Here is a 20,443-nt window from a genome sequence, read left to right as displayed (position 1 = left end):
CCGAGTGGAGCCGCGCGCCCCCCCACTCTCTCTGGCGCGGGGCCCGGGCGCGCGGTCCCCCCGCGCGCCCCCACGCCGGTAGAAGCTGCCGAGGCGGCAGCTTCAAGCCCCGAGACCGTCCCGGGACCGGAACCAGTGGAGGGACTGCCCGTGCGGTCCGGTGAAGGCCACCGGCCGCTCGTCCAGGGCGAGCGCGAACAGCCCGGATCCGGCGGGCGCCGGGCGGGGGAGGCGCCGCTCGACGGCCGGCAGCACCGAGACGGCCTCGTTGGAGATCCAGTGCCCGGGCAGGCCGCGCATGGTCACCGCGAACTCCTCGCGCGCCTCCGGGGACAGGTAGGCGAGCACCGCGCTGTGGAACACCACCGGCGTGGCACCGGCAGGCACCTGCGCCACCAACTCCCGTACCGTCGCGTTGAGATCGCCGCGCACCAGGTGCGGCGGCTCGGTCCGGGCGACCTGGACGGCGCCGCGCAGCCGCTCCAGCCGGTGGGCCTGCTCGGGCCAGACCAGCGACTCCAGCCAGCGCACGTCCCCCTCGTCCCGGACGTCCAGCGGGTTGAGGTCGATCCCGGCGCGCCACACCACCTCGGGCAGCCGCTCCCGCAGCGACGCCGGCAGCGGTACCGGCCCGCGCACCGCGCACTCCAGCGTCACCGGGCTCTCCTGGGCACCGAACTCGACTGCCGGGTCGCCCGCTTCGCGCACTTCGCCCACGTCGCGCACTTCGCCCACGTCAACCGTGTACCGGTACCGGTACCGGTCGGGGTAGAGGCAGAGCCCCGCCGAGGCCCCCACCTCGATCAGCGCGAGCGGCTGCGGCAGCGCCGACAGCAGCGGCAGCAGGGTGGCGCACCGGCCGGCCTCGTTGGTCTGCGTCCGCCGTCGCAGCATCGTCGCCGCGACCTCGTCCCAGTGCGCCGATACCCAGGTGCGGAAGGCCGGATAGCCGGCCGTCACCGGTCCGCCGAGGTGGCGGACCGAACCGAACAGCAGATTCGGCTGCCGCTTCGCGACCGGCAGCCCGTCCAGCAGGGCGCACAACTCCTCGTCCCCGGCGACGCGTTCGGCGAGGTCCTGGTAGCTCGCCGAGTTGCCGCGGGCCTCCCGCTCCGCGAAGGCCTGGTAGAGGTCCCCGGTAGCACTGTCCACGTTCCGTACTTCCTTTCTCTTCAGCTCTCTTCGACTCTCTTCAGCGAATTGGCGCAGCCTTGTCCGTGCCTTGTCCGTGTCCTGTCCGTGCCTTTGCCGTCCGCTGTACGGGCGCTAATCCGGCCCCCGCGAGAGTGAGATCGCACCGCCACCGCCCGGAGGCGGCCGGGCCGGTGGTACTACGGCTGCGCCGCCGCCCGCAGCGCGGAGACCAGCGCGCCGAGCACCGGCTGCCCCCAGGCGCCCTCGCGTACTGCGGCGTGCAGTGCACGGACCGGCTCCGGGCCGCGGAGCCGACGCACGGTGACGCCCGGGTGGCGCTGGGCGAGTCCCAGGGCGGGGACCAGGGCGACGCCCAGTCCGGCCGCGACGAAGCCCTGCGCCGTCGCGTAGTCGGCGCTGTCCACCGCGATGGACGGCCCGAACCCGGCCGCGTCGCAGGCCCCCCGGACGACCTCCCGGCACGGGCCGGGCGGCTCGGCCCCCACCCAGGGCTCGTCCGCGAGCTCGGCGAGGTCCAGGACACGCTTCGCGGCGAGCCGGTGGCCCCTGGGCAGCACCGCCCGGTACGGGTCGTCGCGCAGGTGGACCAGCCGCAGGCCGGGGTGCGCGGCGCCGTCGGACCGGACCACCACCGCGAGGTCGGCCCGGCCGTCCAGCACCTCGGTGAGCGGGTCCTCCGGGTCGGTCATGCCGAGGTCGAGCCGTACGCCCGGGTGTGTTCGGCGGAACGCGGCCACCGCCGGGGCCACCAACGCGGCACCGGCCGTGGCGAAGTAGCGCACGGTCAGGCTGCCGCTGCGCCCGGCCCGCAGGTCGGCCAGCGCCGCGCCGGCCTCCGCGACCTGCCGCTCGATGACGGCGGCGTGCCCGGCGAGCAGTAGTCCGGCGGCGGTCGGCCGCACGCCGCGCCCGACGCGTTCCAGCAGGGCCGTCCCGGTCTCCCGCTCCAGCACCGCCACCTGCTGGCTGACGGCGGACGGGGTGTAGCCGAGCGCGCCGGCCGCCGCGCTCACCGAGCCGTGGTCGACCACGGCCCGCAGGACCTGCATCCGTCGGACGTCGAGTACCTCAGTCATGTAGCTCAGCTTAAAGGTGGTGAAGAACATTTCGCTTGTGCTACCGGGTCCCGTCGCGGGACCGTCGTCGAACACCCCGACACCCCCCTGGCACCCGACACCGACCCCGACACACCCGACCCCGACACACCCGACACCGTCACCTCGACAGAAGGAGCACCGCCCGTGCTGCGGATGGCCGTTCTCGCCCTGTTCTGGGGCTCGGGCTTCCTCTGGATCCGGCTCGCGCTCCAGCACGGGCTCACCCCCGTGCAGATCACCGTGCTCCGCTCGGTCCTCGGCGCCGCCGTCCTGCTGCTGCTTGCCCGTTCCGCCCGGCAGCGCCTGCCGCGCGGCGCCGCCGTCTGGCGCCGGCTCACGTTGGCGGCGCTGCTCTGCAACGCGCTGCCGTTCCTGCTGACCGCGTACGGCGAGCGCGGCGTCGGTTCCGGCCTGGCCGGGGTGCTGCACGCGACCACCCCGCTCTGGTCCCTGCTGGTCGGTCTCGTGCTCGGCACCGAACGGGCCCTCGGCGCCGAACGCGCCCGCGGCCCGCTGCGGTTGGGCGGTCTGGTGCTCGGCTTCGCGGGCGTGCTGCTGATCTTCTCCCCGTGGCGGGACGGCGGCGGCCTCCCGGTCCTGCCGGCGCTCGCCCTGCTCGGCGCGGCGGCCAGTTACGCGATCGCCTTCGCCTACATGGCCCGTGCCCTCACCGGCACGGGAACGGGCCCGTTGGCGCTCTCCGCCGCCCAGCTCACGGCCGCGGCCGGGCTGAGCACGCTCGCGCTCCCGGTCAGCGGCTCGCTCGACCCGGTCGCGGGCGCCGATCCGCTGGGACTCGTCGCCGTCGCCGTCCTCGGCGTCGCCTGCACCGGGCTCACCTTCCACCTCAACTACCGTCTCATCGCCACGGAAGGCCCCACGAGTGCGGCGACCGTCGGCTATCTGCTGCCGGTGGTCTCCACGGCGCTCGGCGCGCTCGTCCTCGGCGAGGAGCTGACGATCCGGACCGTCGCCGGAATGATCGTCGTACTCGCCGGTGTTTTTCTGACGAAACATCACCGGGCCCAGGCCCCCGCCCTCATGCCGACCCCCACCGCTTCACGCGACTGAACGGACCATGCACCCCCACTCCCTCTGGCGAACCGCCGACTTCCGCACCCTCTTCACCGCGACCGCCCTCGCCCAACTCGGCACCAACGTCGGCTACGTCGCCGTCCCGCTGATCGCCGTCGAGGCGCTCGACGCGAGCCCGGGGCAGGTCGGCGTCCTCGCCACCCTGAGCACCCTCGCCTTCCTGCTCATCGGCCTGCCCGCCGGCGCCTGGGTGGACCGGATGCGCCACCGCCGCGTGCTGATCGTCGCCGACCTGGTGAAGGCCGCGTTGTACGCCTCGATCCCGCTCACCTGGTGGCTGGGCGGGCTCACCCTCTGGCAGCTGTACGCGGTCGCGCTGCTCACCGGCTGCGCGACGGTCTTCTTCGACGTCGGCTCGCAGAGCGTGCTGCCCCGGTTGGTCGGCCGCGGGCACCTGGTGCAGGCGAACGCCGCCGTCGTCGGCCTGATGGCGGTCGGCAACGTCGCCGGGCGCGGCGCGGGCGGCCTGCTGGTCCAACTGCTCACCGCGCCGTTCGCGATCGTCGCGACCGCGCTCAGCCACCTCGGCTCGGCGCTTCGCCTGATCGGGCTGCGCCGCACCCCCGCCCCCACCCCCGAGCCGATCGCCGACGAGGGCGGGGGCGGGGGCGGCGGCGATCGGCCCGGGGGCGGCGGGCTCGGAGCACAGATCGCCGAGGGGCTGCGGCACGTCCTCGGCAACCGGGAACTGCGCGCGCTCGCTCTCACCGGGGCCCTCACCAACCTGGGCTTCCAGCTCGTCAACACCCTGCTCCCGGTGCTGTTCGTGCGGGAACTGGGCCTTCCCGCCGGGGCGTTGGGCCTGTTCTGGGCGGTCGGCGGGGTCGGCACCCTGCTCGGCTCGCGCGGCGCCCGCCCGATCGCCGCCCGACTCGGCTACGGACGCACGCTCGGCCTGGCCGGCGTCTGCGTGGCGCCCGCCGGGCTGCTGGTGCCGCTGATCGGGCACGGCCCCTGGCTGTTCGCGGCGGGGGCGGGCTGGCTGCTGGTCTCGCTCAAGACCGGGATGGACAACGTCCTCGGGGTGAGCCTGCGCCAGCGGATGACCCCGGACGCGCTCCTCGGCCGGATGAACGCCACCTTCCGCTTCCTGCTCACCGGCGCGCTCGCGATCGGCTCCGCGCTGTCCGGGCTGCTCGGCGAACTCGTCGGCCTGCGGGCCACCCTCTGGTTCGGCGGAGCCGTCCTCGCGGTGGCCTTCCTGCCGGTCTTCCTCTCCCCGATCTGCACCCGCCGCCGGCTCCCCGACGCCGACGCCGACGCCGACGCCGACGCCGACGCCGACGCCGACGCCGAAGCCGAAGCCTCCGAAGGCCCCGTCCCCACCCAGCTCCCCGCGCAGCCCCGACAGGCCTGAAGGCCTACCAGCCCGGCCCGTGCCCCGGCTGCCAGTCCAGCCCCAGGTGCGGGCGCGGGCGGTGGATCCGCAGCAGCGCGGTCACCGACCAGACGACCAGGGTCAGCAGGGCGTAGAACAGCAGCAGCGCCCAGAACGGCGTGGTGGACATGCTCCCGTCCTCGAACCGGCACCACGCGTCCGGCGGCAGCCAGGACGCGCCCGTCTCCAGCAGCCGTCCGCCGCCGGGCACGAGGCCCTGCTCGCAGCGCTCGCCGAAGTCCAGTGACCGCACGTACAGCAGCCCGTACAGCGAGCCCGCCGCCGCGAGGGACAGGACGGCGCCGAAGGTGAGCAGCACCGCCCGCCGTCGCCCGGTCGCCGTACGGATGTTCGTCACCGGGGCAGCGTACCGGCGCACTGTCCGAGGCGCCGCCGGGATCACCCGAGCAGGCCGCCCATGTGCGCGTCCTCGGCGAGCAGCCGCCACGAGCACCCGGGCGAGGCGAACGCCTCCGGGTCGACGGCCTCCACGAGCCGGTCCACCACGGTGCTCAGCAGCGACTGCGGGTCGAACACCGCCCAGGTGTCCCGGCCCCGCCCGCAGTCCCAGCGTTCCCACTCGGCGCGCAGCCGCTCGTACGTCCACAGCGCGTACAGCAGGGCGGACAGGTCGCGGTTGAGGTAGGCCTCCGGCTGGCCGTCGTCGTACCAGTCCGGCAGTTCCAGGCGGCCGGTGACGCCGTCCAGGGCGATCGTCAGATCGGTCGGCCAGTCGCCGAGCGCCAGGAACTCCCGCTGGTACGGGCGTTCCTCCTCGCCGTCGAAGTACTCCGGGTACGCCTCCGCCATCGTGACCAGCGGCTCCTCGCAGACCCCGAACATCGCCCCGCCCAGCGGCAGCCCGATCTCGGTCAGCAGCCGCCGGGTCGGCTCGTGCACCAGCCCGGCGGGCAGTTCCTCCGCCCGGTAGCGGTGCACCAGGCCCGCGCCGTCCTCCTCGCCCGTCAGCGCGGCGAGCTCCGCCACCAGCTCCGGGCCGACCTCGTACGCCGGACCGCCCGGACCGCCGGGCAGCGCGCCCCAGCCCAGTGCTCGCACGAGCAGTGCCGTGCCCCAGTGCGCGGGCGGTGTCGCGGACCGTTCGAACAGTCCGGGGTCGATCTCCCGCATCCGCCGTTCGGCCCCGGCCGTCACCTCGGCGACCACCGCGGGGCCGCGCCGCCCGTTCAGCGCGTCCGCCCGCCGGGCCGCCTCGGCGACCGCCTCCACCTCCCGCACCAATCCGGCCAGCGCGGGCAGACCGGAGGCCAGCAGGTCCCGCCGCGGGCCCGGTTCGCCGAGGAACACCTCGCCGGTCGTTCCGTCGAGCAGCACCAGGCCGCCGGCCGCGGCGAACGGCGCGCAGTACTCCGTCTCGCCCAAGACGAACAGCCGCTCCGCCTCCGGCAGTGCCGCCAACGCCCCGTCGCCGAGCACCCCGAAGTCCAGGAACGCCCCCGAGAGCGGCAGCCCCTCCCGGATCAGGAACTCCCGGCTCCCCGGGTGCACCACCGCACTCGGCAACCCGTCCGCCGCGACCCGCGCACACCCCACGTCCCCCATGCCCCCCACGTCCCCAGCCTTCCACCGCCCCGACCCTTGACCCCCAGACCCTAGCCGCCCCATCCGACACCAGCGCGGACAAGCCACCGCAAGCCACCGCAGGGCTCCAGCCTGTACCGGGCGGGTCAGACGAGCCCGCCGGCCTCCCGGGCGGCCCGCTCCACGCGGGCGTGGTGGGCCTGCCACCAGGCCGCGTCGCCGGGGGCGGTGTTGATCCCGTCGGGGCGCTGGCCGGTGGTGCCGTCGACGAGTTCGCGGAGGAGGTCGGCGTGGCCGGCGTGGCGGTGGGTCTCGGCGATCATGTGGACGAGGATCCGGTGCAGGGTCTGCTCGGCCCGCCGGCCGAACGGTATCCGGCCGATCGCGTCCAGCGGCAGCGCCTCGATGGTGGCGTCGGTGTGCGCCCAGACCCGGCGGTAGCGCCCGGTGATCTCTTCCGTCGTCTCGTCCGCCCGCGCCCACAGGTCGGCGTTCGGCTCGGTGTCGCCGGTGAACCACAGCGGCGTCGGTTCGGGGAACGGCCGCCCGAAGGTGTCGCCGAAGTACATCGCCTCGGCCCCGGTGACGTGCTTGACCAGCCCCAGCAGGTTGGTCCCGGTCGGGGTCAGCGGGCGCCGGAGGTCGTACTCGGAGAGGCCGTCGAGCTTCCACAGCAGGACGTCGCGGGCGTCCTGGAGGTAGATCCGAAGGTCGGTTTTGGGATCGGTCTTGGGGCTGGTTGCCGTCATGGCATCAGTCTGTTGATCGCGTCGGACCTGTCCATCGATTTCCGTGCACCCAGGGGCCGGCAAGGGGGAGCTGCGGAGTGTGACGGGCGGGGTGGGGAGGGTGTGGACTTGAATCTTTACGAACGAATGTTCGATCCTGGGGTTGTGTCCGTTTTCGAACCTGCTTTCGATTCCATCGCCGAGCGACCGACGCTCCGGCCGGTGGCGCCGGCCGCCGTGCCAGCGGACAAGCAGGACGGGCAGGACAAGCAGGCCGGGCGGGGCGTGCTGCCGGTGGTGCCGGCGCTGCGGGAGGTGCTGCCGGACGGCGGGCTGCGGCGGGGGACGGCGGTGTCGGTGGCGGGCGGGGACACCGGGCTACTGCTGGCGCTGGCGGCCGGGGTGAAGGAGACCGAGGGTGGCTGGGCGGCGGCCGTCGGGCTGCCGGATCTGGGGCTGGCCGCGGCCGAGGGGTACGGGCTGGACCTGCGGCGGCTGCTGGTCGCGGACGACCCGGGGCCGCACTGGGCCGAGGTGGTGTCGGTGCTGGCCGGCGCGGTCGAACTGGTCATGCTGCGCCCGGACGGCCCGGTGCCGCCGAAGCTGGCCACCCGGCTGGCGGCGGTGCTGCGGCGCAGCGGCTGCGTGCTGCTGGTGGCCGGGCCGTGGCCGGGGGCGGCCCTGCGGCTGGGGGTGCGGTCCGGGCACTGGTTCGGGCTGGGGGACGGTTACGGGCAGCTCGCCGGGCGGCAGGTGGAGGTGGTGGCCGAGGGGCGCGGTTCGGCGGTGCGCGGGCGGACCGCCCGGCTCTGGCTGCCGGACGAGCACGGCGCGGTACGGCCGGTCCTGGACCGGCCGGCCCTGGCGCGCCCCGTCCTGGAGCGTCCCGTTCCGGGGCGGCCCGGGGCCGTCGAGCAGCCGCTCGAACGGGTAGCGGTGGTGTGAGCGATGGCGGACGACAGGACACCGCGGGTGCTGGTCATCTGGTGCCCGGACTGGCCGGTGGCGGCCGTCACCGGCGACGACCCGGTGGCGGTGACCGAGGGCGGGCGGATCCTCGCCTGCTCGGCGGGTGCCCGGGCGGCCGGGGTGCGGCAGGGGCAGCGGCTCAAGCTGGCCCAGCGGCTCTGCCCGGCGCTGGAGCTGCGCGACCGCGACCCGGAGGCGGAGACCGGCCGCTTCGAGCCGGTGGTCGCGGCGGTGGAGGCGTTCACGCCCCGGGTGGAGGTGGTCCGCCCGGGCCTGTGCGCGATCCCGGTGAAGGGGCCGGGCCGCTACTTCGGCGGCGAGGAGGCGCTGGCGGCCAAGGTCCGGACGGCGGTGGCGGACGCGTTGGCCCGGGAGCCGGTCCCGGACGCCGCCCCCGGCGCGGTCGCCGTGCCCGGTACGGATACCACCTCTGCGACGGAGCACCCCCCGCCCCCGCCCGCCCAGGTCGGCGTCGCCGACGGCCTGTTCGCCGCCGTGCTCGCCGCCCGCGCCGGAGTGCTGGTTCCGGCCGGGCGGACGGCGGAGTTCCTCGCGCCGTACCCGGTGGGCGTGCTCGGCGACGAGGCGCTGGCGGAGGTGCTGGGGCGGCTCGGCTTGCCGACCGTCGGGGCGTTCGCCGCGCTGCCGCCCGAGGCGGTCGCGGACCGCTTCGGCCCGGCGGGGGCGGTGGCGCACCGGCTGGCCCGGGGCTTGCAGCCGCGCCCGCTGGTGCCGCGCGACCAGGAGCCGGACCTCGCCGTCGAGCAGCGCTTCGACCCGCCCGAGCCGCTGGCGGAGCCGTTGGTGTTCGTCGCCCGCACGCTGGCCGAGCAGCTGCACCAGCGGCTGGCCGGGGCCGGGCTGACCTGCCGCCGGGTGGCCGTCGAGGTGGCCTGCGCGGACGGGCGGACGGCCTCGCGGCTGTGGCGGCACGAGGGCGGGCTGTCGGCGACGGCGCTGGCCGAGCGGGTCCGCTGGCAACTCCAGGCCTGGCAGGGCGCGGGCACGTTCGCCGCGTCCGGGGAGTCGTCCGGGGAGGCGCCCGACGCCGGGTTCGCCCTGCTCCGGCTGGCCCCCGACGGCCTCTCCCCGGACCAGGGCCGCCAGTTGGCGCTGTGGGGCCAGGCGGTCGCGGACGACCGGGTGGAGCGCGCGGTGGCCCGGGTGCAGGCGGTGCTCGGGCATGCCGGGCTGCGCCGGATCGAGCCGGCCGGTGGGCGCGGTCCGGGCGAGCAGGCGGTCAAGGTGCCGTGGGGCGAACCGTACGAGGCGGCGGGGTCGGTCGGCGCGCCCTGGCCCGGGCGGCTGCCGGAGGTGTGGCCGGCGGTGGTGCTGCGGGAGCCGGTGCCGGTGCGGGTGCTGGACGAGGCCGGGCTGCCGGTCACGGTGGACGGCCGGGCGGGGGTGTCGGCCCGCCCGGCCCTGGTGGTGTTCCACGATGGCCCGTCGGGCAGGGAGGGGCAGGGGCGACAGGAGCGGGTGGACGGCTGGACCGGCCCCTGGCCGGCGGTCGAGTACTGGTGGGACCAGTCGCTCGCCCGCCGCCGGGCCCGGTTCCAGGTGGTGCTGGGCGGTGGCCGGGCGCTGCTGCTCACGGTGGAGGGGGGTGCGTGGTACCTGGAGGCCGGCTACGACTGACGGCCACCGGCCCGAGGGGGGGATCCGAGGGGGGGGATCCGAGGGGGGAGAGGTGACGAACCGCGAGAACGAAGGCGACCCCCGATGGGCTTCACCAGCCACCCCACCCTCCCCTGGAGCGAGCTGCACCGCCGCCTGACCGGCGCCGCGCCGGACCGTACGGTCGTCCCCCTGCGCCGCCCCGCCCAGGAGGAGCCCGCCCCCGGAGTCCCCGGAGTCCCCGGAGTTCCCGGAGCACCCGGAGTCCCCGGCGCACCCGGAGCCCCCGGCGACGGCAGCGAGCCCTGGGCCGAACTGCACGTCCACTCCGCCTTCAGCTTCCTGGACGGCGCCAGCGACCCGGAGGACCTGGTCGCCGAGGCGGCCCGGCTGGGCGTGGAGACGCTGGCGATCACCGACCACGACGGCCTGTACGGCGCGGTCCGGCTGGCCGAGGCGGCCCGGGGGACGGGCGTGGCCACCGCGTTCGGCGCCGAACTGACGATCCGTCACGACGGCACAGAGGTGGAACACTTGCTGGTCCTGGCCCGCGACCCGACCGGCTACCGCCGACTGTCCGCCGCGATCGCCGCCGCCCAGCTGGCCGGCGGCGCGAAGGGCCGCCCGGCGTACGACCTCGCGGCGCTGGCCGGGGCGCACGGCGGCCACTGGGCGGTGCTCACCGGCTGCCGCCTCGGCCGCGTCCCGGCAAAGCTCGATGACGGCACGGCCGGGCACCAACTCCACACCCTGACCGAGGTGTTCGGTCGCGACAACGTCCACGTGGAGCTGATCGACCAGTGGCTTCCCGGCGACGACCGGCGCAATGACGCCCTCGCCGCGCTCGCCGCCGAGCAGGGCCTCCCGGTGGTCGCCTCCACCAACGCCCACCACGCCGGCCCGGCCCAGGGCCGGCTGGCGCAGAGCCTGGCCGCGCTGCACGGGCGCCGCACCCTCCAGGACGCGGTCGGCTGGACGCGGGCCGCAGGCACCGCGCACCTGCGCTCCGGCCGGGAGATGGCCGCCCGGCTGGCCCGCTTCCCGGGGGTGCGGCGGGCGACCGCCGAACTCGGCCGTTCCTGCGCCTTCGACTTCACCAGGCTGGACCCGGAGCTCCCGGGCTTCCCCGTCCCGGAGGGCGAGAGCGAGATCAGCCACCTGCGCGCCCTGGTCGCCACCGGGGGCCCGGCCCGCTTCGGGCCCGGCAACGCGGCCGCCCGGCGCCAGCTCGCCCTGGAGCTGGACGTCATCGAGGACCTCGACCTGGCCGGTTACTTCCTGATCGTGCACGACATCGTCGACTTCTGCCGGAGCCAGGACATCTGGTGCCAGGGCCGCGGCTCGGCCGCCAACTCGGCGGTCTGCTACGCCCTGGGGATCACCGCCGTCGACCCGGTCCACTACAAGCTGCTGTTCGAACGCTTTCTGTCCACCGCCCGGGCCGGGCCGCCCGACATCGACCTGGACATCGAGAACCGCCGCCGCGAGGAGGTCATCCAGTACGTCTACCGCCGCTACGGCCGCGAGCACGCCGCGCAGGTCGCCAACGTGATCACCTACCGGCCGCGGCTGGCGATCCGCGACGCGGCCAGGGTGCTCGGCTATCCGCAGGGCCAGGTGGACGCGTTCAGCCGGCAGACCGACTTCCGCTCCGCACCCGGTGCGGACGCCGTGATCCCCGCCGACGTGCTCTCGCTCGCCGCCCAACTCCACGGCCTGCCGCGCCACCTGGGCATCCACTCGGGCGGCATGGTGCTCACCAGGGAGCCGATCGGCGAGATCTGCCCGACCGAGTGGGCCCGGATGCCCGGGCGTTCGGTGCTGCAGTGGGACAAGGAGTCCACCGCCGGCGCCGGGCTGGTGAAGATCGACCTGCTCGGCCTCGGCATGCTCGCCGCGCTGCACGACGCCTGCGACCTGGTCGCCGAGCACCACGGCCTGCGCTACGACCTGGCCACCATCCCGGACGGCGACGCGGGCGTGTACGCGATGCTGCGCCGGGCGGACACCGTCGGCGTGTTCCAGGTCGAGTCGCGGGCCCAGATGGCGACGCTGCCCCGGCTCAAGCCGGACCACTTCTACGACCTGGTGGTCGAGGTCGCGCTGATCCGGCCCGGCCCGATCCAGGGCGGCTCCGTCCACCCGTACCTGCGCCGCCGGGCGGGCGCCGAACCGGCCGGCTGCCCGCACCCGCTGATGGAGAACGCGCTCGGCAAGACCCTCGGGGTGCCGCTGTTCCAGGAGCAGATGATGCAACTCGCCATCGACTGCGCCGGGTTCACGCCCGCCGAGGCGGACCGGCTGCGGCAGGCGATGGGCGCCAAGCGCTCGCACGAGCGGGTCGCCCGGCTGCGCGAGCGGCTGCTCGGCGGGATGGCCGAGCGCGGCATCCCCGAGGAGGTCGCCGAGGACGTCTACGGCAAGATCGAGGCGTTCTCCAACTACGGCTTCCCGGAGAGCCATGCGATCAGCTTCGCCTACCTGGTGTACGCCAGCGCCTGGCTCAAGTACCACTTCCCGGCGGCCTTCACCTGCGCCCTGCTGGCCAACCAGCCGATGGGCTTCTACTCGCCGCTGAGCCTGGTCGCGGACGCCCGGCGGCACGGCGTGCGGGTGCGCGGGGTGGACGTCAACGCCAGCGCGCCGCGCCCCACCCTGGAGCCGCACCGGGGGGCGACGCCGGAGCCGCCGCTGACCGCGGGCCGCCCGCAGCCGGCGATCCGGCTGGGCCTGGAGACGGTGCGCGGCATCGGCGCCCCGCAGGCCGCGGCGATCGCGGCCGGGCAACCGTACGCCGACCTGGAGGACTTCGCGCGCCGCACCGGTCTGCCCGCGCCGGCGCTGGAGGCGCTGGCGACGGCGGGCGCCTTCGACTGCTTCGAATTGACGAGGCGTCAGGCGCTGTGGACGGCAGGGGCGTTCGCCGGGATCTCGGCCGCACTGATCCCGGGGACCACGCCCGGGACGGAGGCGCCGCCGCTGCCCGGCATGAGCCCGGTCGAGGAGACCATCGCCGACCTGTGGGCCACCGGAACCTCCGCCACCAGCCACCCGCTCCAGCACCTGCGCGCCCGCCTGGAGCGCGGCGGCGCCCTGTCCGCCGCCGAACTCCCCGACGCGGCGCCGGGATCGGAGGTGGTGGTCGGCGGCCTGGTCACCCACCGGCAGCGGCCGCCGACGGCCGGCGGGGTGCTCTTCCTCAGCCTGGAGGACGAGACCGGCCTGATCAACGTGGTCTGCAACCGCCCGGTCTGGGAGTCCCGGCGCCGCACCGCCCTCGACCGGGCCGGCCTGCTGGTCCACGGCCGCATCGAGCGCGACCGCGGCGCCACCAACCTGATCGCCACCCGGCTCACCCCGCTGCGGATCGGACTCTGAGCGGGGTGAGCCGAGGGCGGGACCCTGGACCGCCCTCCACCCCAGGGGATGTGACGATCAGTCAGCTCGGGCGGGCGTCCGCCCCTTGCCCGGGGCGCCGGCGAAGACCTGGGCGATGGGGAGCCAGGCGGTCGCGGTGGGGCCGGTGGCGGTGAGGGCGAGGTCGTCGCGGTGGCGGCGCTGCGTCACCAGGAGGCAGAAGTCCAGGGCCGGGCCGGTCACCCGGTCCGTGGCGCCGTCCGGTCCGAAGGTCCACAGGCCGCCGTCGGGCGCGGTCAGTTCGAGCCGGACGGGCGATTCGGGGGCGGGCAGCCCGTGCAGGGTGAACGCGAAGCCGAGGGTGCGCAGCCCCAGGTGGGCGATGTGCCGCAGCCGGGCGGTGGGCTCGCGGGCGGCGCCGAGCGCGTCGGCGACGTCCTGGCCGTGCGCCCAGGTCTCCATCAGTCGGGCGGTGGCCATCGAGGCGGGCTTCATCGGCGGGCCGAACCACGGCAGCCGGGTGCCGGCCGGGGTGGCGGCCAGTGCGGCCGACACCTCCTCCCGGCCGGCGCGCCAGCGGGCGAGCAGGTCCGCGGGTGCGGCGGCCGCGCCGCTCGCCGCGCCCTCGTTCACCGGGTCGACGCCGGCGGCCGGCAGCGTGCCGAAGCGCTCGTCGAGGGTGGCGGCGAAGCCGTCCGCGTCGCGCGCGGCCAGCGCCGTCCAGTCGTCGGTCCAGGCCAGGTGGGCGATCTGGTGCGCGATCGTCCAGCCCTCGGCGGGCGTCGGGCGCGCCCAGCCGGCCGGGTCCAGTCCGGCCACCAGGGCGTCCAGCGCCGCGCTCTCGGCCCGCAGGTCGTCCAGCAGCGCGGCCAGGACGTCCGCCGCGGGCGTCGTCGGGGTGTTCGGGTCCGTCATCGGTTTCCCTCCTTCCGGGTCCGGCGCACTACCCGCCGGTACGTCACGGCCGCACCCTACGCCCGGCCCGGCCGCCGTGCCCGCCACTGCGTCGAAGACGCGGGGAACACCCATGTCAGCACTCTCGCCAGCGGCCGTGCCGCGTGTGACAATCTCGCGATGACAAGGGCGAAGACGGGCCCCGGGGCCGCGGACACCCTCACCACCCCGGCGCACTCGGACGATCCCGGGCTCGCCGCCCGCGCCGCCGAGTTGGTGCGGGACGCCGTGCTCGGCGACCTCGCGCGGCGGGTGGTGGCCGAGTGCGGGGCCGACGTCGGACTGGTCGGCGTGCCGCAGCCGCCGGCCGGGCCCCGGGGGCGCGACGCGGGCATGGTGCTGCGCCACTGGGCCGGCACCCGGGCCGACCTGCTGCACGACCGGGCCGTCCCGACCGGCACCGGCCTGGGCGGGCGGGCGCTGGCCGAGCGGGCGCCCAGCTGGGTGCCCGACTACCGTGCCGCCACCACGATCTCGCACGACCACGACGCCGCCGTCAGCGCCGAGGACCTGTACGCGATGCTCACCGTGCCGCTGCTGCACGGCGACACCGTGTACGGCGTGGTGTACGCGTCGCTGCGTGCCGTCGTCCCGTTCGGGGACGTGCGGATCGCCGCCGTCGGCGAACTGGCCGCGACGGCGACCCGGGCCCTGGCCGGGGCGGCCGCCTGGCGGTCCGCGCCGCCCCGACGGGCCGCCCCCGTACGGCCGTTGACCCCGCGCGAGCACGAGGTGCTGCGCTGGGCGGCGACCGGCCGGACCAATCCGGAGATCGCCGCCCGGCTGGGCCTCACCTGCAACACCGTGACGGGCTACCTGAAGTCCGCGATGCACAAGCTCGGCGTCCGCAACCGGACCGAACTCGCCCTGGCGGCACGCGAGTCCGGCCTGGTCGACCGGTGAACATGCCTGGTCGGGGCCAGTGGGTGCGCCTCAGCCGACCTGCCGCTCCCGCCCCGTCCAGTACGGCTCGCGCAGCCGGAACTTCTGCAGCTTCCCGGTGGCGGTCCGCGGCAGGGCCGCCCGGAACTCCACCGAGGTGGGCGACTTGTAGCCGGCCAGCCGCTGCTTGCAGTGAGCGATCAACTCGGCCTCGGTGACGGGCCCCTGGCCCTCCCGGAGGACCACCAGCGCCTTGACGGTCTCGCCCCACTTCTCGTGCGGCACTCCGATCACCGCGGCTTCGGCGACCGCCGGGTGGCCGTACAGGCAGTCCTCCACCTCGATCGAGGAGACGTTCTCCCCGCCGCTGATGATGACGTCCTTCTTCCGGTCCGAGATGGTCAGTTGGCCGTCCTGGCCGAGGACGCCGCCGTCGCCGGTGTGGAACCAGCCGTCCCGCAGGGCGTCCGCGGTGGCCGCGGGCTGCTGCCAGTAGCCGTCCAGCACGGTGTTGGAGCGCACCAGGATCTCGCCGGAGGCGTCGACCCGCAGCCGGGTGCCGAGCGCCGGGGCGCCCGCCTGCACCAGCTTCTCGGCCCGTTCGGCGGCGGGCAGGGCGTCCCACTCGGCGCGCGAGCGGTTGACCGTGACCACCGGGGAGGTCTCGGTCAGGCCGTAGAGCTGCATGAACTCCCAGCCCAGCTCGGACTCGACCTGCTGCACCACCGAGGTCGGCGGCGGCGCGCCGGCCACCACGATCCGCACCCGGTCCCGGCCTGGCACCGGGCCGTCCCACTCGGCGGCCGCGTCCAGCACCATCTGGACCACGGCGGGCGCGCCGCTGAGGAAGGTCACCCCGTGCCGCTCGACCCGGCGCAGGATCTCCGCGCCGTCGACCTTGCGCAGCACGATGTGCCGGGCGCCGAGCCCGGTGAGGGCGAACGGCAGGCCCCAGCCGTTGGCGTGGAACATCGGCAGGGTGTGCAGGTAGACGTCCCGGTCGCCGGCGCCGTAGTGCAGGCCCATCAGTACCGCGTTCAACCAGATGTTGCGGTGGGTGAGCTGAACGCCCTTGGGGCGGGCGGTGGTTCCGCTGGTGTAGTTGATCGTGGCGGTGTCGTTCTCGGCGATCTCGTACCGCCGGGGGGAGTTGTCGAAGTCGTGGAGCAGCGCGTCGCTGTCCGCGCCGAGCACGAACTTGTGCTTGGCCGCCACCCCGCCCAGCGCGTCGGCGAGTTCGGGGTCGATCAGCAGGACGGACGCGCCGCTCTGCTCGACGATGTACGCCACCTCCTCGGCCTTCAGCCGGAAGTTCACCGGGACCAGCACCCGCCCGTACCCGCTCACCCCGAACAGGGAGGTCAGCAGCCGGGCCGAGTTGTGCGACACGACGGCGACCCGTTCGCCCGGCCCGACGCCCAGCCGGTCCAGCCCGGCCGCTTGCGCCCGGGCCAGTTCGGCGACCCGGCGGTAGCTCAGCTCGCCCCAGGATTCGGCCGGCTGCACCGGCTCGTCGACGATGCCGACCCGGTCGCCGTAGACCAGCTCGGCCCGGTCGAGGAAGTCCATCACGGAGAGTGGAATCTGCATGCGCCCACTGTCCTCTCCCACCCGCCCGCCGGACACCCCCGATCGGGGGTGTCGCCGGTGGGAGCAGAGTGGAAGGAGCGGATTCCGTTTGCTGAGCCCGTCGCGAACAGACGGGCGACCGATGCGGCGGGCCGGCCGGCCACCTGCTAGGAAGATCGCAGCGAACGGCCATGCACCCACGGGGAGAAGCACCATGAGCGACCGACGACCGGGCACCCGCCACGAGGCCGGGGGACTGCGGTGACCGCCCCCGTCACCGCGCACCCGAGGGCCGCGGGCCTGCTGCTGCGCCCCTTCGAGGACGCGGACGCGCCGGCCCTGATCGAGGCGTACCGGGACGAGACGCTGCGCCGCTTCACCCGCACCCCGGTGGGGAACGCCGAGGAGGCCGCGCACTGGCTCGGGCTGCAGTACCGGGGCCGGGCGGAGGGCCGCCGGTACAGCTTCGCGGTGCTGGAGCCCGGCACGGGCGAACTGCTCGGCAACGTCGCGCTCAAGCGCGGCACCCCGGGCGGGGAGGCGGCCGAGGTGGGCTACTGGACGGCCGCCGCGGCCCGCGGCCGGGGGGTGGCCCCGCGCGCGGTGGTGGCGCTCACCGCCTGGGCCTTCGAGGTGCTCGCCGACGACGGCCTGGTCCGGATCGACCTGCTGCACCAGGTGGACAACCAGGCGTCCTGCCGGGTCGCGGAGAAGAGCGGCTACGCCTTCCAGGAGGTGCTGACGGCCTTGCCGCCGGAGTTCCCGTTGGACGGTCACCGGCACTCCAGGAAACGGCTGGACGGGGCCGAACGCGGCAGGTCAGAGTAGCCGGATGGGATCTCTGGTACGACACGTGACGATCGACTGCGCCGACCCGCACGGCCTCGCGCAGTTCTGGGCCCAGGCGCTGGACGGCACCCTGGGCGACCCCGAGGGTAACGAATTGTGCGTCGAGCGCAGCCAGGCCGAGCGCATCGCCACCGGCAACGCCTGAGCCAACGTTTGGGCCACCACCTGAGTCACCGCCCGGGCCGCCGCCTGAGCCGCCGCCTGAACGACCGGTCGCCGAGTCCACGAGGACTTGGCGGCCGGTCGGTTCGCCCCGCCCGGCGCACCCGTCACACGACAGGCCGACGTCTCGGGCCGTCGCAGTGGAACCGTCCGATAATCGAACCTGGCTGATGCCACGTCGCGGCGAGCTTCCCCGACCCCACCACCCGAGAGACAGGCAGGTACCCCATGGCCAGAATCGCCGTGATCGGCGCCAACGGCACCATCGGCAGTGCCATCGTCGCGGAGGCGGCCGCGCGCGGGCACGAAGTCACCGCGGTGGTCCGCGACCCGGACCGCTACCAGGGCGGGGCGGCCTTCGTCGAACGCGCGGACGTCCTGGACCCGGCCCAGGTGGCCCGGGTGGCGGCCGGCCAGGACGTCCTGGTCAGCGCGGTCGGCGGCGGCGACGGCCCGGGCCACCTGGCGCTGATCGGGCCGGCCGCCCGTTCGCTGGTGGAGGGCCTGCGCTCGCTCGGCGATGCCGCGCCCCGGCTGATCGCGGTCGGCGGCGCGGGCAGCCTGGAGACCGCGCCGGGGGTGCGGGTCTGGGACGCGCCGGGGCTGCCGGAGCCGGTGCTGGAGATCATGCACGCGCACGGCGCGGCGCTGGACTTCTACCGGGCGGTCTCCGACGTCCGCTGGACGGTGCTCAGCCCGGCCGCCGAGATCGGCCCGGGGGAGCGGACCGGCCGCTACCGGACGGGCCTGGAGCAGCTGCTCACGGACGCTGCCGGGCGCAGCCGGATCTCGGTGCCGGACTACGCGGTCGCCCTGGTCGACGAGGCCGAGCAGCCCGAGCACATCGGCGAGCGCTTCACCTGCTGCGCGCTGTAACCCTCAGTTACGGTGCGCCCGGTCAGCCGAGCTGGATCGACCGCTTGGCGAGCCCCATCCAGAACCCGTCGATGACGCTGCGCTGGCTGCCGAGGTCGGCCTCGCCGGCGCCGAGGGTGACGAACAGCGGGGCGAAGTGCTCGGTGCGCGGGTGGGCGAGCCGCCCGGCGGGGGCCTTGCGCTCGAAGTCGAGCAGCGCGTCCAGGTCGTGGGCGTCCAGGGCGCGCCGGCCCCAGTCGTCGAACTCGGCCATCACCGAGCTGATCCGGCCGTCGTTGCTGAGCGCCCGCAGGTTGTGGGTGAAGAAGCCGCTGCCGACGATCAGCACGCCCTCGTCGCGCAGCGGGGCGAGCCGGCGGCCGATCTCCAGCAGCCGCTGCGGGTCGAGCGTGGGCATGGAGATCTGGAGGACGGGGATGTCGGCCTCCGGGAACATCTCCACCAGCGGGACGTACGCGCCGTGGTCGAGGCCGCGGTCGGGGATGTCCTGGACGGGCGTGCCGGGGGCGCGCAGCAGCTTGCGGACGCGGTCGGCGAGCGCCGGTGCGCCGGGGGCGGCGTACTGGACCTGGTAGTAGTGCTCGGGGAAGCCCCAGAAGTCGTACACCAGCGGCACGGTGGTGACGGCGCCGAGGGCGAGCGGTGCCTCCTCCCAGTGGGCGGAGACCATCAGGACGGCCTTGGGCCGGGGCAGGTCGGCGGACCAGGCGGCCAGTTCACCGGGCCAGACCGGGTCGTCGGCGAGCGGCGGCGCGCCGTGCGAGAGGTACAGGGCGGGCATACGCTCGGGGGCCGCGGTGCTCATGGCGTCCTCCTCCTGGGTCGAACGGGACTGGTGGCTCGGCAGAGTAGTTCAAATTTGAACCTCTACTCGCTGACCGTACACCTTCGTTCGAATTTGAACAACAGGAGTAGGCTTCACTGCATGTCCACACTGAACGAACCCCGCTGGCTGGACCAGGACGAGATGGCTGCCTGGCGGGGCTTCGTCGTCGCGAGCAACCTGCTCAACCGCCGACTGGAGCGCCAGCTCAAGGAGGACTCCGGCCTCTCGCACCAGCAGTACGAGATCCTGGTCCACCTGTCCGCCGCCCCGGCCCACGCGCTGCGGATGACCGAACTCGCCGACAAGCTGGTCACCTCCAAGAGCGGCCTCACCTACCAGGTCACCCAGCTGGAGCGGATGGGCCTGGTCGCCCGCCGCTCCTGCCCCAGCGACGTGCGCGGCGTCATCGCCGAACTCACCGACCAGGGGCGGGAGTCACTGCGGCAGGCCGCACCCGGGCACGTCGCCCTGGTCCGCGAGCTGCTGATCGACGTGCTCACCCGCGAGCAGCTGGCCGTGCTCGCCGAAAGCCTCGGCGAGGTCAGCGCCCGGCTGCGCCTCGACGACACACCCTGAAGTCCCTCAGTCAGTTCCCCTGCGCTGCCCCCCCCGCAGCAGCCGCCGCTCCCGTTCGGCGGTCTACCGAGCCTGAGCCGGGGCCTGAGCCCGGACCGGCTGCGGGGCGCAGAGCAGGGCGGTCCGCAGGTCGAGCCGGTCCCGCAGTCGGGCCAGGCTGCGGCCGGTCAGCTCCTCGATCCGGCGGATCCGGTAGTGCACGGTGTTGACGTGGATGCACAGCGCCTCGGCCGTCCGCGCCCACGAGCCGTCGTGGTCCAGGAAGACCGCCAGGGTGCCCAGCAGCGAGACGCTGTTCTCCCGGTCGTGGGCGGCCAGCGGGGCCAGCAGCCGGGCGTGGAAGGCGGCCGTCACCTCCGGCGGGATGCCGCGCAGCAGTCCGTCCAGCGAGTCCAGTTCGGCGGCGCTGGCGACCGGGCCGGCCGAGCCCTCCAGTACGTAGCGGGCCTGCACCAGCGCCGCCCGCAGTGCGGCGGGGGCGGGCGGGGCGGCCGGGCCGACGCCCACTCGCAGAGTGCGCCGGCCGGTCAGCCGGCTCTGCAGCGCGGGCCGGGCCCGGCGCAGCCGTTCGGCGACCTGCTCGACCGGCGCGGCCACCAGCGCGGCGGACCGCCCGCCGCGGTCGGTCCCGGCGGGGTACGGCGCGCCGTGCGGGTGCAGCGCCTCGGCCAGCGCGTACGCCGCCCAGGCGACGGGCGGGCCGTCGCCCGGCGCGTCACCCGCCTCGCCCGCCCGGCACCCGTCGATCCGAGCGGGGACCCCCACCACCTTCTAGGCCCCGCCCCACGCCCCGTCCGCGAGCCTCACTCGG

The 20,443-nt window shown here is 75.2% G+C and carries 19 protein-coding genes; 10 read left to right on the top strand and 9 right to left on the bottom strand.

Annotation, left to right across the window (positions count from 1 at the left end; genetic code table 11):
* Window positions 1–102: 102 nt before the first annotated feature.
* Together ACFV6I_RS03795 and ACFV6I_RS03790 are read right to left on the bottom strand one after the other, a co-directional pair.
* On the bottom strand, window positions 103–1,152 hold the full coding sequence (locus ACFV6I_RS03795) for a DUF2332 domain-containing protein (protein ID WP_380423477.1): 1,050 nt from the start codon (window positions 1,150–1,152) through the stop codon (window positions 103–105).
* A gap of 179 nt (window positions 1,153–1,331) precedes the next feature.
* Window positions 1,332–2,204, bottom strand: a complete 873-nt coding sequence (locus ACFV6I_RS03790; RefSeq protein WP_063351000.1) for a LysR family transcriptional regulator — start codon at window positions 2,202–2,204, stop codon at window positions 1,332–1,334.
* A gap of 201 nt (window positions 2,205–2,405) precedes the next feature.
* On the opposite strand from ACFV6I_RS03790, the gene ACFV6I_RS03785 reads away from it, so the two are divergent.
* The gene (locus tag ACFV6I_RS03785; protein WP_380423497.1) at window positions 2,406–3,323 is read left to right on the top strand and encodes a DMT family transporter; all 918 of its coding nucleotides are present in this window, start codon (window positions 2,406–2,408) and stop codon (window positions 3,321–3,323) included.
* A gap of 7 nt (window positions 3,324–3,330) precedes the next feature.
* Window positions 3,331–4,704, top strand: coding sequence for an MFS transporter (locus tag ACFV6I_RS03780; protein ID WP_380423476.1), 1,374 nt, complete (start codon window positions 3,331–3,333; stop codon window positions 4,702–4,704).
* A gap of 4 nt (window positions 4,705–4,708) precedes the next feature.
* Here ACFV6I_RS03780 and ACFV6I_RS03775 read toward each other — a convergent pair whose 3' ends face one another.
* The 3 genes from ACFV6I_RS03775 to ACFV6I_RS03765 all read right to left on the bottom strand — a co-directional run bounded on the left by ACFV6I_RS03775 (window position 4,709) and on the right by ACFV6I_RS03765 (window position 7,016).
* Window positions 4,709–5,083: a hypothetical protein gene (locus ACFV6I_RS03775; protein WP_159398386.1), complete on the bottom strand. Its 375-nt coding sequence runs from the start codon at window positions 5,081–5,083 to the stop codon at window positions 4,709–4,711.
* A 41-nt stretch (window positions 5,084–5,124) separates the two neighbouring features.
* The gene (locus tag ACFV6I_RS03770) at window positions 5,125–6,288 is read right to left on the bottom strand and encodes an SUKH-4 family immunity protein (protein WP_380423475.1); all 1,164 of its coding nucleotides are present in this window, start codon (window positions 6,286–6,288) and stop codon (window positions 5,125–5,127) included.
* Window positions 6,289–6,413: 125 nt separating this feature from the next.
* Window positions 6,414–7,016, bottom strand: a complete 603-nt coding sequence (locus tag ACFV6I_RS03765; protein ID WP_380423474.1) for a DinB family protein — start codon at window positions 7,014–7,016, stop codon at window positions 6,414–6,416.
* A gap of 201 nt (window positions 7,017–7,217) precedes the next feature.
* Here ACFV6I_RS03765 and ACFV6I_RS03760 point away from each other — a divergent pair, with 201 nt between their 5' ends.
* From ACFV6I_RS03760 to ACFV6I_RS03750, 3 genes are all read left to right on the top strand, one after another.
* Window positions 7,218–7,940, top strand: a complete 723-nt coding sequence (locus ACFV6I_RS03760; RefSeq protein ID WP_380423473.1) for a hypothetical protein — start codon at window positions 7,218–7,220, stop codon at window positions 7,938–7,940.
* Between the two features lie 3 nt (window positions 7,941–7,943).
* The gene (locus ACFV6I_RS03755; protein ID WP_380423472.1) at window positions 7,944–9,602 is read left to right on the top strand and encodes a DNA polymerase Y family protein; all 1,659 of its coding nucleotides are present in this window, start codon (window positions 7,944–7,946) and stop codon (window positions 9,600–9,602) included.
* Window positions 9,603–9,686: 84 nt separating this feature from the next.
* Entirely contained in the window at window positions 9,687–12,959 is a 3,273-nt protein-coding gene (locus ACFV6I_RS03750; RefSeq protein WP_380423471.1) for an error-prone DNA polymerase, read from the top strand.
* 57 nt (window positions 12,960–13,016) lie between these two features.
* Here the strand turns inward: ACFV6I_RS03750 and ACFV6I_RS03745 are convergent, their stop codons facing one another.
* Complete coding sequence (locus tag ACFV6I_RS03745; protein ID WP_380341087.1) at window positions 13,017–13,853, bottom strand: TIGR03084 family metal-binding protein; 837 nt, start codon at window positions 13,851–13,853, stop codon at window positions 13,017–13,019.
* Window positions 13,854–14,012: 159 nt separating this feature from the next.
* Here ACFV6I_RS03745 and ACFV6I_RS03740 point away from each other — a divergent pair, with 159 nt between their 5' ends.
* Window positions 14,013–14,795 carry a LuxR C-terminal-related transcriptional regulator gene (locus tag ACFV6I_RS03740; RefSeq protein ID WP_363371233.1) on the top strand — a complete coding sequence of 261 codons (783 nt, stop codon included), beginning with the start codon at window positions 14,013–14,015 and terminating at the stop codon, window positions 14,793–14,795.
* A gap of 30 nt (window positions 14,796–14,825) precedes the next feature.
* Here ACFV6I_RS03740 and ACFV6I_RS03735 read toward each other — a convergent pair whose 3' ends face one another.
* Window positions 14,826–16,364, bottom strand: a complete 1,539-nt coding sequence (locus tag ACFV6I_RS03735; RefSeq protein WP_380423470.1) for an AMP-binding protein — start codon at window positions 16,362–16,364, stop codon at window positions 14,826–14,828.
* A 240-nt stretch (window positions 16,365–16,604) separates the two neighbouring features.
* Here ACFV6I_RS03735 and ACFV6I_RS03730 point away from each other — a divergent pair, with 240 nt between their 5' ends.
* From ACFV6I_RS03730 to ACFV6I_RS03720, 3 genes are all read left to right on the top strand, one after another.
* Window positions 16,605–17,171, top strand: a complete 567-nt coding sequence (locus tag ACFV6I_RS03730) for a GNAT family N-acetyltransferase (RefSeq protein ID WP_063346987.1) — start codon at window positions 16,605–16,607, stop codon at window positions 17,169–17,171.
* A 4-nt stretch (window positions 17,172–17,175) separates the two neighbouring features.
* Window positions 17,176–17,337, top strand: coding sequence for a VOC family protein (locus tag ACFV6I_RS03725; protein WP_380423469.1), 162 nt, complete (start codon window positions 17,176–17,178; stop codon window positions 17,335–17,337).
* Between the two features lie 245 nt (window positions 17,338–17,582).
* The gene (locus ACFV6I_RS03720) at window positions 17,583–18,230 is read left to right on the top strand and encodes an NAD(P)-dependent oxidoreductase (protein WP_380374779.1); all 648 of its coding nucleotides are present in this window, start codon (window positions 17,583–17,585) and stop codon (window positions 18,228–18,230) included.
* Window positions 18,231–18,252: 22 nt separating this feature from the next.
* Here ACFV6I_RS03720 and ACFV6I_RS03715 read toward each other — a convergent pair whose 3' ends face one another.
* Window positions 18,253–19,035, bottom strand: a complete 783-nt coding sequence (locus tag ACFV6I_RS03715; protein ID WP_363631404.1) for a class III extradiol ring-cleavage dioxygenase — start codon at window positions 19,033–19,035, stop codon at window positions 18,253–18,255.
* A 129-nt stretch (window positions 19,036–19,164) separates the two neighbouring features.
* On the opposite strand from ACFV6I_RS03715, the gene ACFV6I_RS03710 reads away from it, so the two are divergent.
* Window positions 19,165–19,632 (top strand): MarR family winged helix-turn-helix transcriptional regulator, encoded by a 468-nt coding sequence (locus ACFV6I_RS03710; RefSeq protein WP_063350998.1) that lies wholly within the window; start codon window positions 19,165–19,167, stop codon window positions 19,630–19,632.
* A gap of 63 nt (window positions 19,633–19,695) precedes the next feature.
* On the opposite strand, the gene ACFV6I_RS03705 is transcribed toward ACFV6I_RS03710, so the two are convergent.
* Window positions 19,696–20,397, bottom strand: a complete 702-nt coding sequence (locus tag ACFV6I_RS03705) for a PucR family transcriptional regulator (protein ID WP_380423468.1) — start codon at window positions 20,395–20,397, stop codon at window positions 19,696–19,698.
* Between the last annotated feature and the right edge of the window lie 46 nt (window positions 20,398–20,443).

It is taken from the genome of Kitasatospora sp. NPDC059803, assembly GCF_042732255.1.
GTDB lineage: Bacteria > Actinomycetota > Actinomycetes > Streptomycetales > Streptomycetaceae > Kitasatospora.
This window is presented reverse-complemented; position numbering and strand designations above follow the sequence as displayed.

Bases quoted from the DNA above. Each gene is read 5' to 3' on its own strand.
- ACFV6I_RS03785 (WP_380423497.1), top strand. From the start codon at position 2,406: ATGGCCGTTCTCGCCCTGTTCTGGGGCTCGGGCTTCCTCTGGATCCGG.
- ACFV6I_RS03765 (WP_380423474.1), bottom strand. From the start codon at position 7,016: ATGACGGCAACCAGCCCCAAGACCGATCCCAAAACCGACCTTCGGATC.
- ACFV6I_RS03750 (WP_380423471.1), top strand. From the start codon at position 9,687: ATGGGCTTCACCAGCCACCCCACCCTCCCCTGGAGCGAGCTGCACCGC.
- ACFV6I_RS03725 (WP_380423469.1), top strand. From the start codon at position 17,176: ATGGGATCTCTGGTACGACACGTGACGATCGACTGCGCCGACCCGCAC.
- ACFV6I_RS03740 (WP_363371233.1), top strand. From the start codon at position 14,013: ATGACAAGGGCGAAGACGGGCCCCGGGGCCGCGGACACCCTCACCACC.
- ACFV6I_RS03755 (WP_380423472.1), top strand. From the start codon at position 7,944: ATGGCGGACGACAGGACACCGCGGGTGCTGGTCATCTGGTGCCCGGAC.
- ACFV6I_RS03770 (WP_380423475.1), bottom strand. From the start codon at position 6,288: ATGGGGGACGTGGGGTGTGCGCGGGTCGCGGCGGACGGGTTGCCGAGT.
- ACFV6I_RS03790 (WP_063351000.1), bottom strand. From the start codon at position 2,204: ATGCAGGTCCTGCGGGCCGTGGTCGACCACGGCTCGGTGAGCGCGGCG.
- ACFV6I_RS03745 (WP_380341087.1), bottom strand. From the start codon at position 13,853: ATGACGGACCCGAACACCCCGACGACGCCCGCGGCGGACGTCCTGGCC.
- ACFV6I_RS03720 (WP_380374779.1), top strand. From the start codon at position 17,583: ATGGCCAGAATCGCCGTGATCGGCGCCAACGGCACCATCGGCAGTGCC.
- ACFV6I_RS03780 (WP_380423476.1), top strand. From the start codon at position 3,331: ATGCACCCCCACTCCCTCTGGCGAACCGCCGACTTCCGCACCCTCTTC.
- ACFV6I_RS03715 (WP_363631404.1), bottom strand. From the start codon at position 19,035: ATGAGCACCGCGGCCCCCGAGCGTATGCCCGCCCTGTACCTCTCGCAC.
- ACFV6I_RS03735 (WP_380423470.1), bottom strand. From the start codon at position 16,364: ATGCAGATTCCACTCTCCGTGATGGACTTCCTCGACCGGGCCGAGCTG.